Source organism: Nonomuraea sp. NPDC050643 (assembly GCF_040654715.1).
Taxonomy (GTDB): Bacteria; Actinomycetota; Actinomycetes; order Streptosporangiales; family Streptosporangiaceae; genus Nonomuraea.
Genome location: NZ_JBFAIM010000025.1, coordinates 134,641 through 149,420, shown reverse-complemented (window position 1 = coordinate 149,420; position 14,780 = coordinate 134,641). Strand labels below are relative to the sequence as shown.

General features: G+C 71.7%; 14 protein-coding genes and 1 pseudogene. 4 read left to right on the top strand and 11 right to left on the bottom strand.

Annotated features, from left to right (window positions below; all coding sequences use genetic code 11):
• A pseudogene (locus AB0I15_RS31435) lies at window positions 1-589 on the top strand (hypothetical protein); the annotation flags it as partial.
• Window positions 590-987: 398 nt separating this feature from the next.
• Here AB0I15_RS31435 and AB0I15_RS31430 read toward each other — a convergent pair.
• The 3 genes from AB0I15_RS31430 to mraZ form a co-directional block, all read right to left on the bottom strand.
• The gene (locus AB0I15_RS31430) at window positions 988-1,749 is read right to left on the bottom strand and encodes a hypothetical protein (protein WP_358102978.1); all 762 of its coding nucleotides are present in this window, start codon (window positions 1,747-1,749) and stop codon (window positions 988-990) included.
• Entirely contained in the window at window positions 1,739-2,704 is a 966-nt protein-coding gene (rsmH, locus tag AB0I15_RS31425) for a 16S rRNA (cytosine(1402)-N(4))-methyltransferase RsmH (protein ID WP_358102975.1), read from the bottom strand. Before rsmH ends, AB0I15_RS31430 begins: the two co-directional genes overlap by 11 nt.
• A 221-nt stretch (window positions 2,705-2,925) precedes the next feature.
• The gene (gene mraZ / locus AB0I15_RS31420) at window positions 2,926-3,357 is read right to left on the bottom strand and encodes a division/cell wall cluster transcriptional repressor MraZ (protein WP_090930667.1); all 432 of its coding nucleotides are present in this window, start codon (window positions 3,355-3,357) and stop codon (window positions 2,926-2,928) included.
• Window positions 3,358-3,828: 471 nt separating this feature from the next.
• Here mraZ and AB0I15_RS31415 point away from each other — a divergent pair, with 471 nt between their 5' ends.
• From AB0I15_RS31415 to AB0I15_RS31405, 3 genes are read left to right on the top strand one after another with little or no spacing between them, the layout of a single operon-like run.
• Complete coding sequence (locus AB0I15_RS31415) at window positions 3,829-4,806, top strand: MoxR family ATPase (protein ID WP_358102970.1); 978 nt, start codon at window positions 3,829-3,831, stop codon at window positions 4,804-4,806.
• Window positions 4,803-6,065 carry a DUF58 domain-containing protein gene (locus tag AB0I15_RS31410; protein ID WP_358102967.1) on the top strand — a complete coding sequence of 421 codons (1,263 nt, stop codon included), beginning with the start codon at window positions 4,803-4,805 and terminating at the stop codon, window positions 6,063-6,065. Before AB0I15_RS31415 ends, AB0I15_RS31410 begins: the two co-directional genes overlap by 4 nt.
• Window positions 6,062-8,503 carry a DUF3488 and transglutaminase-like domain-containing protein gene (locus AB0I15_RS31405; protein WP_358102964.1) on the top strand — a complete coding sequence of 814 codons (2,442 nt, stop codon included), beginning with the start codon at window positions 6,062-6,064 and terminating at the stop codon, window positions 8,501-8,503. The genes AB0I15_RS31410 and AB0I15_RS31405 overlap by 4 nt, the downstream gene beginning before the upstream one ends.
• Window positions 8,504-8,567: 64 nt before the next feature.
• On the opposite strand, the gene AB0I15_RS31400 is transcribed toward AB0I15_RS31405, so the two are convergent.
• The 8 genes from AB0I15_RS31400 to AB0I15_RS31365 all read right to left on the bottom strand — a co-directional run bounded on the left by AB0I15_RS31400 (window position 8,568) and on the right by AB0I15_RS31365 (window position 14,752).
• Window positions 8,568-8,966, bottom strand: a complete 399-nt coding sequence (locus AB0I15_RS31400) for a DUF3040 domain-containing protein (RefSeq protein ID WP_358102961.1) — start codon at window positions 8,964-8,966, stop codon at window positions 8,568-8,570.
• A 230-nt stretch (window positions 8,967-9,196) separates the two neighbouring features.
• Window positions 9,197-10,438 (bottom strand): DNA polymerase IV, encoded by a 1,242-nt coding sequence (gene dinB / locus AB0I15_RS31395; RefSeq protein WP_358102958.1) that lies wholly within the window; start codon window positions 10,436-10,438, stop codon window positions 9,197-9,199.
• A 71-nt stretch (window positions 10,439-10,509) separates the two neighbouring features.
• Window positions 10,510-11,229 carry a methyltransferase domain-containing protein gene (locus tag AB0I15_RS31390; RefSeq protein ID WP_358102954.1) on the bottom strand — a complete coding sequence of 240 codons (720 nt, stop codon included), beginning with the start codon at window positions 11,227-11,229 and terminating at the stop codon, window positions 10,510-10,512.
• 186 nt (window positions 11,230-11,415) lie between these two features.
• Window positions 11,416-11,754 (bottom strand): MmcQ/YjbR family DNA-binding protein, encoded by a 339-nt coding sequence (locus AB0I15_RS31385; protein WP_358102952.1) that lies wholly within the window; start codon window positions 11,752-11,754, stop codon window positions 11,416-11,418.
• Window positions 11,755-11,974: 220 nt separating this feature from the next.
• The gene (nusB, locus tag AB0I15_RS31380; RefSeq protein ID WP_358102950.1) at window positions 11,975-12,385 is read right to left on the bottom strand and encodes a transcription antitermination factor NusB; all 411 of its coding nucleotides are present in this window, start codon (window positions 12,383-12,385) and stop codon (window positions 11,975-11,977) included.
• Between the two features lies 1 nt (window position 12,386).
• Window positions 12,387-12,947: an elongation factor P gene (gene efp / locus AB0I15_RS31375; RefSeq protein WP_358102948.1), complete on the bottom strand. Its 561-nt coding sequence runs from the start codon at window positions 12,945-12,947 to the stop codon at window positions 12,387-12,389.
• Between the two features lie 26 nt (window positions 12,948-12,973).
• Window positions 12,974-13,159: a hypothetical protein gene (locus AB0I15_RS31370; protein ID WP_358102990.1), complete on the bottom strand. Its 186-nt coding sequence runs from the start codon at window positions 13,157-13,159 to the stop codon at window positions 12,974-12,976.
• Window positions 13,160-13,198: 39 nt separating this feature from the next.
• Window positions 13,199-14,752, bottom strand: coding sequence for a protein kinase (locus tag AB0I15_RS31365; protein WP_358102945.1), 1,554 nt, complete (start codon window positions 14,750-14,752; stop codon window positions 13,199-13,201).
• Window positions 14,753-14,780 lie beyond the last annotated feature (28 nt).

The following is a 14,780-nucleotide window of genomic DNA, read 5'->3' as shown; positions in this document are numbered from 1 at the left end:
GCCGGGAACCCGCGGCCGGCGGCCTGGAGTTGCCCGCCGGCGTACGCCGGGCCGCGCCGTCGTCCTGCCGGCTCCGCCGCCGCGCCTCCTCACCGTCGGACCGCGCCCGGCCACGACCCCGGGAGTCCTCGCCGTCGGACCGCCCCACACGGCCACGCGAGTCCTCACCACTCTGCCGCCCCGCACGGCCACGCAAGTCTTCACCGCTCTGCCGCCCCGCACGGCCACGGGAGTCCTCACCACCCGGCCGTCCCGCGCCGCGGCCCCGGGAGTCCTCACCGTCCGCGCGTGCCGCGTCGCGGCCCCGGCGCCGTGGGTCGTCGCCGTCCGGGCGGGTCCCGTCGCGGCGGGCCCGTGGGCTGCGCACGGCGTCGCCGGCCCGCTCGGCGGAGCCGCGCGAGCGCTCGTCGCGTCCCGGCGCGCGCCCCCTGAGCCGGTCACCGTCCTCACGGCCGGACGTGGCCCGCCCGCGAGCGGAATCACCCCTGTCGCGCCCCCGAGGGCCGTCGTCCGCGTCCCGGGCACGACGGCGGTCGCTGTCGGCCTCACCCCTGGAACGCCGACGACCACCGTCGCCGTCGTCTCCTGAACGCCTGCGCTCGTCGTCGCGCGAACGGCCCCGCGGCCCCTCGTCGCGCGAACGCCCCGAAGAGCCGCCGTCGCGCGAGCGAGAGCCCTCGTCGCCGTCGCGCGGCCGGGCACGGTCACCGTCGCGCGATCGGCCGCCGGGCTCCTGCCCCGGGCGCTCCTTGGCGCCGTCGTCACGTCCGAACGGCAGGTCGAAGGGGTCGGACGACCGGTCACGCGGCCGGCGCGGCGGGTTCTCCGGCGACGCCGGGCGGCCCTGCCCCTCGGAACGGGCGGAGCCGCCCTGGCGCCCCGTACGTCCCGGTCCGCCCGGCGTACGACGAGCGGCGCCGGGCCCTCCTTGAGAGCCGGCGCCGCCAGCGCCGCGGCCGGGACCCTGTCCCCTGCCGCCTGAGTCCCTCACCGTTCCCTGTCCACCTGGCTCGCCTGGTCGCCGGCGCTGCTCCAGATGTCGACGTTGTCCCAGTTAGGCTTCTCGCCCTGCTTCTCGGCCAGCTCGGCGATGACGTCGGGCTGCGTCTTGCGCTGGTATTCCTGGTCGATCTTCGCGTTCTGCTCGCGCGCGACCTCGATCTCCTTGCGCAGGGTCGCGTCGGTGATGGCGTCCTGGGCGAGCATGGTGTTGAGCAGCAGCAGGCTCACCAGGCCACCGCAGAGCAGCCCGACGACGAGCAGCACGAACGGCGCCCGCTGCCGGCCGCGCGCCGGACGGCGCCGCGGCGCGGGACGCGCGGACGGCGACCCGGACTCCGGACGCGTCCGCCCGCGCACCGGCCGCTTGCCGGGGGCCGCGGGACGCTCGACGACCGGCGCCTTGCCGGACGTCTTACCGGGCGCCTTGCCCGGTGCCGCGCCGGACGCCACACCCGAGACCTTGCCCGCCGCGGCACTCGACGCCGTGCCCGACGTCTCCGCGCGCACGCCGGCCGGCCGCCTGTCCGCGGCGAGGTCGGCGCGGTCGGCGCGCGCCCGCTCGGCGGCCGACGGCTTGGCGTCGGCCCGCGCCCGCTCGGCCGCCGACAGCTTGGCGTCGGCCTCGGGGCGCGTGTCAGTACGGGGACGCGGCTTGGACTGGTGCGGCGTCGCCGAGCGGCGCGTGCCCGTCTTGGGCACGGCGCGGCGGGCTGGCGCGCCCCTGCCGGTCTCCTGCTCAGTCGTCAACACGGATCCTCTCTGCCGCCCGTAGCCGGGCCGAGGCCGCCCGCGGGTTGCGGGCGAGCTCTTCTTCGCTTGGGAGCTCTGCTCCCCTCGTCAGCAAGCGGAACCTCGGCTGGTGAGCCGGTAGCGGGACCGGCAGCCCGGGGGGGCTCGTGTCCTTGGTTCGCGCCGTGAGGGCCTGCTTGGTGAGCCGGTCCTCGAGTGAGTGGTAGGAGAGCACGACGACTCGCCCACCCAGCGCCAGCGCGTCGAGTGCCGCGGGCAGCGCCGCCTCCAGGGCGGACAGCTCCGCGTTCACCTCGATGCGCAGCGCCTGAAAAGTCCTCTTGGCGGGGTTGCCCCCAGTGCGCCGGGTGGCGGCGGGAATCGCTTCGCGCACGATGTCCGCTAGCCGCTTCGTCGAGGTTATTGCCTCTTTGGCCCGTTCTTTAGTGATCAGGCCGGCGACACGCTGAGCGAATCTCTCCTCGCCGTAATCGCGCAGGATGCGCGTCAGCTCGGCGGCGGAATAGGTGTTGACCACCCGCTCGGCCGTCAGCTCCTGCGAGGTGTCCATCCGCATGTCGAGCGGCGCGTCATAGGAATAGGCGAACCCGCGCTCGGCCTCGTCGAGCTGCGGCGAGGAGACCCCGAGGTCGAACAGCACTCCGTCGATCGTGGCGTGCCCGGCTCGGTCGAGCACCTCGGGCAGGTCGTCGGAGGAGGCGTGGACCAGGGTGGTCCGCTCCGCGTACGGGCTCAGCCTGCGCGTCGAGTGTTCGATCGCGAAGGGGTCGCGGTCGATCCCGATCAACCGCAGCCCCGGATAGGCGGCGAGCAGGGCCTCCGAGTGGCCACCGAGGCCGAGGTTGGCATCGACGACGACCGGTTCGGGACCGGTCAGCGCGGGCCCGAGCAGCTCCAGAACGCGCTCGAGCATCACCGGAACGTGACCGCCGGTGCCGACGTTGTCGTCCATCTCCAACCCCCCTCTCGCGTCCCTTGCTCGCGGATGACGCGTATGCGATCGATCGCCGGTCATTCCTGGGTCCCCACCCGGCGCCGCCCGGCCAGGTCCCCATCCGCACCCTCTTCGTGGACGCCCGCCATCTGACACCGGGGAAGGTGCATCAGTTGGCCGGCAGTGGTTGCGGGTGGAGACCTCGCCGAACGACTTCACCGACGGATCGACCGTGGTCACTACAAGATCCCTGGCAGCACCTCCTCCGACAGATCGGCGAACGCCTGCTCCTGTGCGCTGAGATAGGTGTCCCAGGCCTGTGCGTCCCAGATCTCCAGCCGGGTGTTGGCCCCGATGACGACGCAGTCACGCTCCAGCCCCGCGTATTGGCGAAGGCTCTGCGGGATCGTGATGCGTCCCTGCTTGTCTGGTTTCTCGTCGGACGCGCTGGCGAAGAAGACGCGGCTGTAGTCACGCACCGCCTTGGCGGTGACCGGGGCGGTGCTGAGAGCCTCGGTAATGCGCTGGAACTCCTCCACGGGAAAGACGTAGAGGCATCGCTCCTGGCCTTTGGTGATCACAAGACCCTCCGCCAGCTCCTCACGGTACTTAGCCGGCAGGAACAGCCGTCCCTTGTCGTCAAGACGCGGTTGATGGGTGCCGAGGAACACCGGCCCCACCTCCCGTGCCTCAGTGAAGCGCTCAGCGCTGGTGCACCGGGCCCTCCACTGCGCACCACCATACTCCACTTCTCCCCACCGTCAACTGATTCGAACCGTCTTCATCATCAGTTTCCGTTGCGTTACCGCAGGTCAGAGCGATGGAGCGGAGTGGGGGGCGGTGACCGCCCGGTCAACCCTCATGGGCGTGTCGAGGGTTGAAAGGGGCGCGGAAATAGGGCCGGCGGCGCTTCGGGAGGCTCCGCGTGGAGGAAAGTGGAGCGGATCGAGGGCCGCTCGTGTCACCGGATTCGTACCTCTATGCGATGAGAACAGGAACATGACCAGGGTTCCCTGGAATATCCACAAATGTCGCTCGAGAACCCGCAGCGTCGTAGGGTCGTACAGACAATGGAAAAGGAATGGCATGGCTCCCGCAAAGGCACCGTACGGGACGGCCGTCGCACTTCTCATGGAGGCCTGGTGGCAGTAACCCATGACGTCCCTCCCCAGCTCGATGAGCTGGTCTCCACAGCCCACCGGATTCGGCAGGCGATCGAATCGGTGATCGAGGGCAAGAGCGACGCCGTCCGGCTCACGCTGACCGTCTTGCTCGCAGAGGGCCACCTTCTGATCGAGGACGTGCCCGGGGTGGGCAAGACGATGTTGGCCAAGGCACTCGCCCGCTCCATCGACTGTCCCGTCCGCCGGGTGCAGTTCACCCCCGACCTGCTGCCCAGCGACATCACCGGGGTGAGCGCGTACAACCAGCAGACCAGAGAGTTCGAGTTCAAGCCCGGCCCCGTGTTCGCCAACATCGTGGTGGGCGACGAGATCAACCGTGCCTCCCCCAAGACGCAGTCCGCGCTGCTGGAGTGCATGGAGGAGCACCAGGTGACGGTCGACGGGCGGACGTACCAGCTCGACGCGCCGTTCATGGTGATCGCCACCCAGAACCCCATCGAGATGGAGGGCACCTATCCCCTGCCCGAGGCGCAGCGCGACCGCTTCACCGCGCGCGTCGCGATGGGCTACCCGGAGCCGACCGCCGAGCTCGAGATGCTCGACGTGCACGGCGGCACCTCTCCGCTCGACAAGCTCGAGCCGGTGGCGACGACGGCGGAGGTGCGCGCCCTGATCGAGGCCGTACGCGGCGTCTACGTCTCCCAGCCGGTCAAGAAATACGCCATCGACCTCGTCGTGGCCACCCGCCACTCCCCCGACCTGCGGCTGGGCGCCTCTCCGAGGTCCACGCTCCAGCTCGTACGGGCGGCCAGGGCGCACGCGGCACTGTCGGGCCGCGACTACGTCATCCCCGACGACCTCCAGGACCTGGCCATCCCCGTGCTGGCGCACAGGCTGCTGCCCAGCGTCGAGGCCCAGGGGCAGCGCCGCCTGCCCGAGCAGGTGGTGACCGATCTCATCAGGCGCGTGCCGGTGCCGGAGACGCGAGCGTCGTGAGAGCCGGACTGCAGGCGCTGACCTCCAGGGGCAGGTCGTTCCTGGCGTCCGGGATCGCGGCGCTGCTGATGGCGATCATCCTGGGCGAGAACGACCTGTTCAGGATCGGCGTCCTGGTGACGGCGCTGCCGCTGCTGGCGGCCATGGTGGTGGCGCGCACCCGCTATCGGCTGAGCTGTGCCAGGCGTCTGGATCCGCCGAGGGCGGAGGTGGGCGGGGAGGCCACCGTGACCCTGCGCCTGGAGAACGTCACCCGGCTGCCGACCGGTCTGCTGCTCATCGAGGACACCGTTCCTTACGCGCTGGGCGTACGTCCCAGGTTCGTGCTCGACCGGGTCGAGGCGCGGGGCGTGCGGGAGATCGACTACCGGGTGCGCTCCGATCTGCGCGGCCGGTACACGATCGGGCCGCTGTCCATCCGCATCGCCGACCCGTTCGGGCTGGTCGAGCTGACCCGCTCGTTCACGATCAGCGACACGCTCGTGGTGACGCCGCAGGTCGCGGCGCTGCCGCACGTGCGGTTGTCGGGCGAGTGGACGGGCGGGGGCGACAGCCGTACCAGGAGTGTGGCGGCGGCCGGCGACGACGACGTGGCGCCGCGTGAATACCGGCAGGGCGACGACCTGCGCCGGGTGCACTGGCGCTCGACCGCCCGCTACGGCGAGCTGATGGTACGCCGGGAGGAGCAGCAGTGGCAGAGCCGCGGCGCGCTCCTGCTGGACACGCGCAGGCACGCCCACCGGGGTGAGGGGCCGCGTTCGTCGTTCGAGGTGGCCGTCTCGGCCGCGGCCTCGATCGGCGTGCACCTCGCCCACGAGGGCCTGGGCCTGCGGCTGGTGACCGACCAGGGCGCCGAGCACCTGACGGACAGCGGGCTGAGCTACTCGCTGCTCGACACCCTGGCCGTGGTGCGGCACAGTCCCGCGCGGTCCCTGGAGATGGGCGTCTCCGCCCTGCGCCAGGGCGGCGGCGACGGCCTCATCGTGGCGGTGCTCGGCGCGCTCGACGCGGAGGAGGCGAGAGACCTGGCCCGGCTGAGGCACAGCGGCATCACCGGCGTGGCCGTCATGCTCGACGTGAGCACATGGGACGGCGGCGACCGGATGGCGGAGGAGAACTACCAGGCGGCGCAGACCGTCCTGACCGGGTACGGCTGGCGCATCGTACGGCTGCCCGCGGGCACCTCGGTCGCCTCCGTCTGGCAGGACGCCGCCAACCGCGGCCGCTACTCGCTCAACCCCACGGGAGGCGCGGCATGAGGCTGACGATCGCCTCGGGTGTGGCCTCGTTCACCGCGGCCATCCTGCTCTTCCCGCTCTTCCAGGGGGGCACCTGGCTCTGGACCTCGCTCGGCGCCGTGCTGGCCGTGGTGGCCGCGGGCCTGCTGAGCAGCCGCCTGTCGCTGCCCGCGTGGGCGGCGCCGCTGGTGGCCGTGGCCGCGACGTGGCTCTACCTGACCATCGCCTTCGCCGCCGACAAGGCGTGGGCGCTGCTGGTGCCGACGAAGGGGTCGGTGGCGGAGCTGGCCAGGCTGCTGGGGGTCGGCTGGGCCGACATCCAGCGCTTCGCCGCGCCCGTGCCGGAGACCGAGGGCATCACGCTGCTGACGGCCGGCGGCGTGGCGCTGATCGCGATCGCCGTGGACCTGCTCGCCGCGCGGGTGCGGCGGGCGGCGCTGGCCGGGCTGCCGCTGCTGGCGCTGGCCACGGTGCCGGCGACGATCCTGAGCGACCCGATCAGCTGGCCGGCGTTCATCGTGGCCGCGCTCGGCTTCGTCAGCCTGCTCATCGCGGACGGCCGCGAGCGGGTGGGCCACTGGGGCCGCGCGGTGCTGGTGCGGCGGACCCGCGCCGCCACCTCGCCGCCCCCGAACGGCCCGCGAGCGGCTGCGGACACGAGCGGTCTGCGGCTGTCGGGCAAGCGCATCGGGTTCGCCGCGATCGCGCTGGCCGTGCTGGTGCCGGCGGCGCTGCCGGCCATGGAGCCGGTGTCGTTCTTCACGTTCGGCGTGGGCGGCAGGGGCTCGGGGCCGGGCAACTCGATCAGCATCCCGAACCCCATCGCCAACCTGAAGGGCCAGCTCGAACTGCCGGAGCGGCGGGTGGTCCTGTCGTACACCAACAACGACGACAATCCTCGCTATCTGCGGATCTACGCCCTGGACAGCTTCGACGGCCAGCAGTTCGGCATGACGGAGCCGAAGGGGCTGGCGGAGAACCGGACGGAGAACGGCCCGCTCCCGCCTCCGACCGGGCTCAGCGCCGAGACGAAGACCAAGAACGTGGTCACGAAGATCCAGATCAGCGAGGAGATCGCGAAGCTGCAGTTCCTGCCGCTGCCGTACCCGCCACGGCAGATCCGGGTGGACGGCGACTGGCGGGCCGACGTGGACACGCTGATGGTCTTCTCCACCCGCGAGGAGGCCGCCGGCATCGAGTACGAGGTCGCCACGAGCGAGCCCGAGCCGACCCCGGACCTGCTCGACGGCGTCGACGGGGCTCAGGGGAGCACGGATCCGCGCTTCCTGCGGCTGCCGGACAACCTGCCGCCCGAGATCGTGGAGCTGGCCGACTCGCTGACCGCGGACACCTCGACGAACTACGAGGCGGCGGTGAAGCTGCAGCAGTTCTTCACCAAGGACGGCGGCTTCACCTACAGCCTGCGTACGCAGGGGCACGGCAACTCGGCGCTGCGGGACTTCCTGATCCGCGACCGCACGGGTTACTGCGAGCAGTTCGCCGCGTCGATGGCGGTGCTGGCCAGGATCGTGGGCATCCCGTCGCGGGTGGCGATCGGCTACACCGGCGGCTCGAAGATCGGTGACGAGTGGCAGGTCGGCACGAACGACTCCCACTCCTGGCCGGAGCTGTACTTCGAGGGCGTGGGCTGGCTGCCGTTCGAGCCGACCCCCGCCGGGGCGGCCGGGCAGGGCAGCGCGCGTGTGCCGGAGTACACGCTGCCCAGGCCGGAGCCGGCGGCGACGTCCGCGGCGCCGACGCCGGGGGCGACCAGCTCGTCCGCGGAGGAGGCGCAGGACCCGACGGCCCGCCGCAACCCGCGTGAGGTGGACCGCGAGGGCCAGATCGCGACCGGCATCCTGCCGCCCGACGACTCGATGCCGCTGATCGGCAAGATCGGCATCGGGGCCGGCGTGCTGCTGCTGATCCTGCTGATCCCCGCCTGCGTGCGGCTGATCACCAGGAACCGGCGCGTGCGGAGCCTGGGCTGGAAGGTGTCGGAGCCCTCCGACGAGCTGACGGCCGCGATGGTGTCGGGCAAGGGCCCGGGCAACGGGCATCCCGCGGTGGCGGCGGCGTGGGCGGAGCTGGACGACGTGCTGTACGACTTCGGCATGGCACGCAACCCCAGCGAGACCCCGCGGGCGCTGGCGCGGCGGCTGACCCAGCAGTACGAGTTCGACGCGGAGTCGGCCACGGCCATCACGGCCATCGCCTCGGCCGTCGAGCGGGTGTTGTTCGCCAGGGACCCCGGCGCGATCGGGCCCATGAGAAAGGACCTGCGCACGGTGCGGCAGGCCCTGGGTGCCACGGTCTCACGCGGACGGCGGGTGCGGGCGGTGCTGCTGCCTCCGTCGACGCTGCGGCGGCTGCGGGCCGTCGGCGAGCGGCTGCTCGACGGGTTCGACCTGCTGGAGAACATCCGGTTGCGGCGGACGGCAGCCCAGAAGGGCACCTGACCGGCCGACCGAACGTGCGGCCGTCCCCTTACGGGGGCGGCCGCTCGCTTGTCCGGCTATTGGATCAGCGCTCGTCGTGACGACGGCGCCAGCGCTCTTCCATGCGCTCCATGAAACTGCCCCGGTTGCCCCGGCGGGCCTGCTTGCCCGGAGGAACGGCCGTGCCTGAGGCTGGGGCGGAGTCACCGAACCCATTCATGCGTTTCCAACTGGACAGGCCCCACAGACACGCGGCGAGCATGACCACGAAACCGCCGACGCCGAGCGGAATCAGACTCATGACCACGCCGACCATCATGATCACGACGCCGAGGGCAAAGCCGATGGAGGCCTTGACCAGGCGACGCTTGTAATGGCTGCGTGGGTCACTGATCCTTACGGTGTTGGCCCACTTCGGGTCCTCGGCGTAGAGGGCCTGCTCGATCTGGTCGAGCAAGCGCTGCTCGTGCTCAGAGAGCGGCACGGCGCCTCCCAAGGACGGCCCCAGGACGGGGAAGACGGCAACGGACGACACGGGGTGTCCGAACCTCGCGGTCGGTTATCCCCAGAATACGAGGCTGTAGACGTAGGCGAAAGCAAACGTCCAACGCAGACCAAACCGGAGGTGACGTCATGGCTCTATTGTGGACCATCTCGCCCCCCTTCCCCCAAAATCCTGACACGGATGCCCCCACCAAGTACGGACATCGAACGTCATGTCTCTATTTCATCAAGCTTGCCACGTACGAGCGACGCAGGGAGCACCGCATCGGGACCAAATCTGCTGATCGCCTTGTCCATGGCCTGTTCCGCCTCGCGCCACCCGGTCTCCCGCTCGCCGAGACCGAGTTGCCGGGTGGCCTCCTCCGCCGGGCGCAGATTCTCCATCCGGACCCCCACCAGGCGCAGCCGCACCCGCTCGAGCCCGGCCGCCTCGAACAGCTCGCAAGAAGTGGCGTAAATCACGTGGGCGACGTCGGTGGGCTCGCGCAGGGTGCGCGAGCGGGTGATCGTGGTGAAATCGGCTCGGCGTAGCTTCACACTTACAGTTCTTCCCACGTGACCGGCCTTACGCATCCGGGCGGCCACCCGCTCCGACAACCGCAGCAGCTCCCGCTTGATCACTTCCGGATCGTCGACGTCGACCGCGAACGTCTCCTCGTTGCCGATGCTCTTGTCGGGCACGTGGGTGCTCACGGGCCGCTCGTCGCGCCCCCAGGCCAGCGCGGCGAGATGGGCGCCCACGGCCTGCCCCAGCTCACGCTGGAGCGTGCCGGACGGCACCCTGGCGAGGTCTCCGACGGTGTGGATGCCCAGGCGGACCAGGGACTGCTCGGTGCGCTCACCGACCCCCCACAGCGCCGACACGGGCAGCGGATGGAGGAAGTCCACGACCTGGCCGGCGGGCACCACCAGCAGCCCGTCGGGCTTGCACTGTTTGGAGGCCAGCTTGGCCACGAATTTGCTGCCGGCCACCCCCACGGAGCAGGTGATGCCGTAGCGGTCGAGGACCTGCTCCCTGATCATGGCGGCCACGGCGGCGGGCGGGCCGAGCCGGCGCCGGGCGCCGCCGACGTCGAGGAACGCCTCGTCGGAGGCGATGGGCTCGACCAGCGGGGTGATCGCGTGGAAGATCTCCATGACGCCCTTGGAGACCTCGGAGTATTTCCCGTGGCTGGGCGGGATGACGGTGGCCCGGGGGCAGAGCCTGCGCGCCCTGCTCATGGGCATCGCCGAGTGCACGCCGAAGGCCCTGGCCTCGTAGGTGGCGCTCAGCACGACGCCGCGCCCGGCGGGCGAGCCCACGATCACCGGTTGGCCGCGCAGCTCGGGACGCTCGAGCAGCTCGACGCTGGCGTAGAAGGCGTCCATGTCGACGTGGAGGATGGGGCAGCCGCTGTCATCGACCCCGGTCCGCGGAGCGGGGCCGATGCCGGTGATCTGCTTGCGAGACACGCCGTCGATTCTATCCGAACAGGCGTTCTACACCGAGGGGTGCGGGCATCGATTCTTCCCTTCCCGCGCCCTCAGGCCCTGTGCCCGAGGACGTGCAGTTGCGTCGCGATGTCGCGCAGCACGGGATGGGTGGCGGCGGCCTGCTCGAGCGCCACCAGCGACTCGGCGGCGCCGGGCTCCCCGTCGACGAGCCGGCTCGGCACCAGGTCGGCGAAGACGCGCACGCCGTGCAGGGCGCCGACCGAGAACCCGGTCGCGGTCAGCAGCTCCACCAGCGTGTCTGCGGCGAAGCGGCGCGGCGTGGGGTCGCGGTCGCCCCAGCTCCCGACCGGGTCGTCGAGCACGGCCCGGGCCTCCTCGAACTGCCCGGCGAGCGCCCGGTGGATGGCGGCGGCCACGGGGTTGGCGGCCAGCACGCTGACGGCCCCGCCCCTGCGCAGCACACCCGCGACCGCGGTCAGCGCGCTGATCGGGTCTTCGACGTATTCCAGCACGCTGTGGCACAGCACCAGGTCGGCGGAGTCGCGGCTGAGCAGCTCGCCCAGGTCGTCGGCGTCGCCCTGCAGGGCCCGCACGCCCACGCCCTTCTCCTTGGCGCGGCGCTCCAGCGCGGCCAGCGAGTCGGGGCTCGGGTCGACGACGGTGACGGCGTGACCGAGCGCGGCCAACGGCACGGCGAACCCTCCGGTGCCGCCCCCGGCGTCGACGATGTCGAGCGACTCACGGCCGGTGGCCGCCGTGCGCTCGGCCAGCACGGAGCGCAACGCGTCCCAGACGACGGCGGTCCGCACCGCCGGGGTCCTCGTGACGCCTTCAGCACGCAACGTCGGCTCGCCTCCCTCTCCCTCGCGACCGGCGCCCTCGCGAACGCGCACTTCGCGAACGGCTTTCTTCGCGGACGGGCCCAGCCTACGCCGTGCGCGGGATCCCCCGCTCCTCACCTGGCCTACCCGTACGGCCGCCGCCCCGCGCGCCGGTCAGCCCTCGAACCCGGCGGCCCGCCGGCGGGGCCCCCGCAGCCGCCAGGCGTCGGCGAGGAGTTCGCCCATCTCCGCGGCGTCGACCGCGCCGAACCGCACCAGCACGATCGCGTGCCCGTCGTAGTGGGGCGTCGTGCCGAACTTGGCCGGCTCCGCCGCGATGAGCTCCGCCTTCTCCTCCTGCGAGCCCACCGGCAGGACCAGCAGGTCGCCCTCCTCCTTGACCCGGGCGAACCACTTGCCGCGCACGTAGAAGGCGGGCATGCCGTACATGGGCTTCTCGGTGGTCTCGGGCAGCGACAGCGCGAGCCGGCGCACGTCCTCTTCCGTCACCATGAGTCAACCGTAGCCGCAGGCCGGCAGGGGTGGCACAGAAAAGGGCGCGTCGCGGCTGGTGACGCGCCGCTTCTCCGTACGGTGCGCGACCACACGGCCAGGCGGGCGGATCCGCTCCGACCGCGCGACGGCGCACGTCCCTCGCCTTCGCGAGCCGTACAGGCAGGCGTGGTTGGAACGTACCCCGAACGCGCGGTTCCGGCTCCTCGAACGAGGCTGTCTAAAGGGTGAGGCTTGGCTTGAGTTGCTTGAAACGGGCCAGCAGGCCGTTGATGAACTGCGGCGACTCGTCGGTCGAGAGCTCACCCGCCAGGTGCACCCACTCGCTGATGACCACGCCCTCGGGCACGTCGGGCATCCACAGCAGCTCGTAGGTGCCGCCGCGCAGCAGGTTGCGGTCGACGGCGGGCATCCGGTCGAGCGTCCAGCCCTCGGAGTAGGTGGTGATCAGCTCGTCGATGCGCGTGTGGTGCCGGGCGACGCCCTCGACGATGGTCGAGGTGTACTCGTTCACCGGCGGCTCCTGCCGCTCCACCCGCTCGGCGAGGATCCGCAGCGGATCCTCGTCGCGCAGCTCGGCCTCGAAGAGGATGTCGAGGGCCCGTCTGCGTGCCTTGCCGCGTGCCGACACCTCAGGCCCGGCCGAGGTATTCGCCGCTGCGGGTGTCGACCTTGACCTTTTCGCCGGTGGTGATGAACAGCGGGACCTTGATCTCGGCGCCGGTCTCCAGCGTCGCGGGCTTGGTGCCGCCGGTGGAGCGGTCGCCCTGCAGGCCCGGCTCGGTGTTGGAGATGGTCAGCTCGACGGCGGCGGGCAGGTCGATGTAGAGCGCGGCGCCCTCGTTGAACGCGACCGTGGCCAGAGTGTTCTCCAGCATGTAGTTGGCGGCGGTGCCGACGGTGTTGCTGGGCACGTTGACCATGTCGTAGGTCTCGGTGTCCATGAACACGAAGTCGTCGCCGTCCTTGTACGAGTACTGCATCTCGCGCTTGTCGACGTTGGCCACCTCGACCTTGACGCCGGCGTTGAAGGTCTTGTCGACGACCTTGCCGGAGAGCACGTTCTTCAGCTTGGTGCGCACGAACGCGCCGCCCTTGCCCGGCTTGACGTGCTGGAACTCCACAACGGCCCACAGCTCACCGCCGTCGAGCTTCAGCACGATGCCGTTCTTGAGGTCGTTGGTCGTCGCCACTCGTTCTTCTCCCGCGTGTGGCCGCTCTAAAGGACGAGCAGCTCCTTGGTCGTCTTCGTGAAAAGTTCCGGCCCGCCCTGACGCGTCACGAGGGTGCCCTCGATGCGAACCCCGCCCTGGCCCGGAAGCTTGACCCCAGGCTCGGCGGTGATCGGAACTCGATCCTCTAGTCTACCGGTCCTGAAGGGGCCGAGGAACGGCTCCGCGTGGATCTCCGGCCCGGCGCCACGGCCTGGACCGGCCTCCGGCGTCTACCTCTCCGGAAGCCGCCAGTCCCTCATGAAGTCCACCAGCGGCCCGGTCACCTCCAGTTCGCCCTTCTCCTGGGCGCGCTCCAGATCGCGGTAGACGCCCGCGATCTGGTTCAGCCCGGGGCCCGTGTGCCCCTCTTCGAACTTCCTGGCCGCGTGCCTGATCTTCTCGCGGGCCTTGGCGGCGACGCCGGGGCTGATGCCGCCCGCGGCCTGCTGGGCCATCAGCGCGGAGTCGAACCGCTGCAGCCACGTCCCGTAGCCGCCGGTCGGGACCGACACCCCGAGGGTGGCCTTGGGGGCGGCCGTCTCCCGCAGCCCGCCCGGGTCCTGAGGGCCGAGGGTGCTCACGAGGTCCTGCGACGGGTCGCGGCTGGGGAGGGGAGGCTCGGTGGTCGCCGGAGGCTCGGTGGTGGCGGGCGGCCCCGTGGTGGTGACGGCGGCGGACGGGACGGGCTCCGGCACCACGGGCTCCTGGCGCGCGCCGGCCCACATCACCATGCCCACGGTGACGATCGCGATGACCGCCGCGGCGGCGCCGACCTGAAGGATCAGCTTGCGGTTGGGGCCGCGTTCCGGTTCGAGCTCGGGTGCCTCGTAGACGGCCGTGTCACCGGCCCGCGCCCGGACACCGGCCTGGTAGACGGCGGTGGCGCCGTCCGCGGGAGCCGGGGTCGCGCCGGCGGGCGACAGGGAGGCGCCGGTCATGGGGAGCGCGGCGGGGTTGGCGCGCGGCCTGGCGATGGCGGCCAGCGCGCGGCGGATGGACTCTCCACCGCCCGGCCGCTTCGCCGGGTCGGCGGACAACATGGCCAGCACGAGCCGGTCGAGGTCGGCGGGGACCTCCGGCCGGTGCGCGCTCGGCGGAACGGGCTCGCCCCGCGAGGACACCACCTCGCCGCCCTGCTCACCGCCCTGCTCACCGCCCTGCTCACCGCCCGGGTCCTCGAAGGGCGGGCGCCCGCAGAGCAGCTCGTAGCAGACGGCGCCGAGGGCGTACAGGTCGCCGGCGGGCTGGGCCGGCTCCCCCGCGGTCCGTTCCGGGGCGGCGTACAAGCGGCCCCGCTCCGACGGCTCGCGGTCGTCCATGCCGAACCCGACGACCTTGAGCACCCCGCTGGCGGCCCGGCGGAAGCTGTCCGGGTCGACCCGGCCGTGCACGACGCCGGCCCGGTGCGCGGCGTCGAGGCCGGCCGCCGCCTGCCCGATCAGGTCGCACACGTCGACGATCTTCATGGACCCCTGCGCGGCCAGCTCCTCGCCGACACTGAGACCGGTGAGGTGCTCCATGACCAGGAACGGGGATCCGTCGTGATCGCCGACGTCGAGCACCATGGCCACGTTCGGGTGGATGACCCGTGCGACCGTCTGCGCGTGCTGCCTGAGCACCTCCCGGGTGGCGGCCCCCGCCGCCGTCGCCCCGAGCACCTTCACGGCCACGACCCAGTCGGCCCGCGTGTCGTACCCGCGCCACACCTCGCCCACCGGCCCGCTGCCGATGAGCTCGTCGAGCCGGTACCGGTCGGCGACCAAGGGCCGCGTCGCGTCGGACATATCCCCGCCAATTACTCGAACATCAGGA

Coding starts and splice junctions, on each gene's coding strand:
- rsmH (WP_358102975.1), bottom strand. CDS start 2,704: ATGGACGACAACGTCGGCACCGGCGGTCACGTTCCGGTGATGCTCGAG.
- AB0I15_RS31405 (WP_358102964.1), top strand. CDS start 6,062: ATGAGGCTGACGATCGCCTCGGGTGTGGCCTCGTTCACCGCGGCCATC.
- AB0I15_RS31385 (WP_358102952.1), bottom strand. CDS start 11,754: ATGGTGACGGAAGAGGACGTGCGCCGGCTCGCGCTGTCGCTGCCCGAG.
- AB0I15_RS31365 (WP_358102945.1), bottom strand. CDS start 14,752: ATGTCCGACGCGACGCGGCCCTTGGTCGCCGACCGGTACCGGCTCGAC.